The 2,162-nt window shown below is 68.1% G+C and carries 2 protein-coding genes; both read right to left on the bottom strand.

The features are described from left to right. Positions 1-1,802 (bottom strand): ABC-F family ATP-binding cassette domain-containing protein (locus VFB18_RS08330; protein WP_324973468.1); only part of this gene is annotated, 1,802 nt, incomplete at its 3' end. A gap of 32 nt (positions 1,803-1,834) precedes the next feature. Continuing rightward, a partial coding sequence (locus tag VFB18_RS08325) for a helicase HerA-like domain-containing protein (protein WP_324973465.1) occupies positions 1,835-2,162 on the bottom strand: 328 nt, incomplete at its 5' end.

Here is a 2,162-nt window from a genome sequence, read left to right as displayed (position 1 = left end):
GCGATCTCGGCTCTCGCCTTCATCAGTTCGGCGACCGGGGCGCCGCCGTTTCGCTTGGGCGATGTGAGTTCAGCGTCGATTTCGTCCCGCCGCCGCCACAGCACGTCGAGCTCGGCCTCGGCGTCTCGCACGGCCTTGCGCGCCGCCTTGGCGCGCTCCTTCGCCGCGACCGCCCGGTCGCGCGCCGCCTTCCGCTCCGCCAGTGCCGCCGCCTTGGCAAGCTGCTCTTCGCGGGTCTCGCCGGCGCCGAGCACTGTGTCGCGGTAGTCGTCGAGGCTGCCGTCGAACGCCTTGGCCGTGCCGTTCTCCACCAGCACGAGCCGGTCGGCGATCAGCTCGAGCAGGTGGCGGTCGTGACTGACCACGACCACGGCCCCGCCGAACTCGGTCAACGCCTCGACCAATGCGTCGCGCGCGTCGATGTCGAGATGATTGGTCGGCTCGTCGAGGATGAGGATATGCGGCGCGTTGCGGGTGATCAGCGCGAGCGACAATCTCGCCCGCTCGCCGCCTGACAGACGGCATACGGCGAGATTGGCCTTATCGCCCGAGAAGCCGAAGCGGCCGAGCTGCGCCCGCACCTCGCCCGGTTTAGCGCCCGGCATCAGCCGCTCCATGTGCTGGAACGGCGTCGCGTCGGGCACGAGTTCTTCGATCTGATGCTGCGCGAAATAGCCGACCTGCAACTTGCCGCTCGCCGCGACCGTCCCGCCCATCGGCTTGAGCTGACCGGCGAGCAGCCGCGCGAGCGTGGTCTTGCCGTTGCCGTTCCGGCCGAGAAGCGCGAGCCGCTCATCGGGATCGATGCGCAGATTGAGCCGTGACAGAACGGGCTTGCCTGGCGCGTATCCGACCGAGGCGTTGTCGAGCACGATCAGCGGCGGGCGCAGCGCCTTGGGGCTCGGAAAGGCGAAGGCGATCTGGTCATCCTCGACCACCGCCTCGATCGGCTGCATGCGCTCGAGCGCCTTGAGCCGGCTCTGCGCCTGGCGCGCCGTGTGCGCCTTGTAGCGCCAGCGATCGACATAGGCCTTGAGCTTCTTCGCGCGCGCCTCCTCCTTGGCGCCGACCGCCGCGGCCTGAGCGCGACGCTCGTGCCTGAGCCGCGCGAACGCGTCGTAGTTGCCGGGATAGAGCGTGAGCCTGCCTCTCTCCAGGTGGAGAATGTAATCGGTCACGTTGTTGAGAAGGTCGCGCTCGTGGCTGACGACGATGAGGCACCGCCGATAGGACTTGAGGAATGTCTCGAGCCAGAGCGCGGCCTCGAGGTCGAGATGGTTCGAGGGCTCGTCGAGCAGCAAGAGATCGGGCTCGGAGAAGAGGAGCGCGGCAAGGGCGACGCGCATGCGCCAGCCGCCCGAATACGACGCGAGCGGCCTGTGCTGGTCTTCTTCAGTGAAGCCGAGACCGGCAAGGATGCGCGCGGCGCGCGCCGGCGCGCCGTGCGCGTCGATCGCATTCAACCGCTCGTGGATCTCGGCGATGCGATGCGCGTCGGCCGCCTGCTCGGCTTCGGCGAGCAGGCTTGCGCGCTCGGTCGCCGCGGCAAGTACCGTCTCGAACGGCGTGGCCGCTCCCCCTGGCGCTTCCTGGGCGAGATAGCCGACCCGCGTGTCGGATGGCGCCTCGATCCTGCCCTCGTCCGCCTCGTAGAGGCCGGCAATCAGCTTGAGCAGGGTGGATTTGCCCGCGCCATTGCGGCCGACCAAGCCGACGCGCGCTTTCGGCGGCAACGATGCCGTCGCGCGATCGAGAACGAGATTGCCGCCAAGGCGTAGGCTGACGCCGTCGAGAACGAGCATGGGAAGGACTTGGCCAAGCCGGCACCGGACCGTCAAGTCTTAGGCTTATCGTCCTTGTCGACCTCCGAGGTCATGCCGAAGCCGGTGAAGCCGCCCCCTCGCCTCGTGTTGCGCTTCAGCGATTGCTCAAGGATGCGGGTCGCCGCAGGCACGGCCGTGCGGATGATGGTCTTGCCGAGCGTGGTCCAGAAGCTGTCGCTACGCGAAGAACCGCCACCGGTCTTCGTAGCCTGTTTCTGCTCGGCTTCGGCAGTCTTGGTTTCCGCCTCCTCGGCCGTGCGCTTCTGCAAGATCTCGGATGCCGACTCACGATCGACCGCCTCGTCGTACACGCCCGCGACAGGGCTCGCCCGCATCACC

Source organism: Methyloceanibacter sp. (genome assembly GCF_035650995.1).
Lineage (GTDB): Bacteria > Pseudomonadota > Alphaproteobacteria > Rhizobiales > Methyloligellaceae > Methyloceanibacter.
This window is presented reverse-complemented; position numbering and strand designations above follow the sequence as displayed.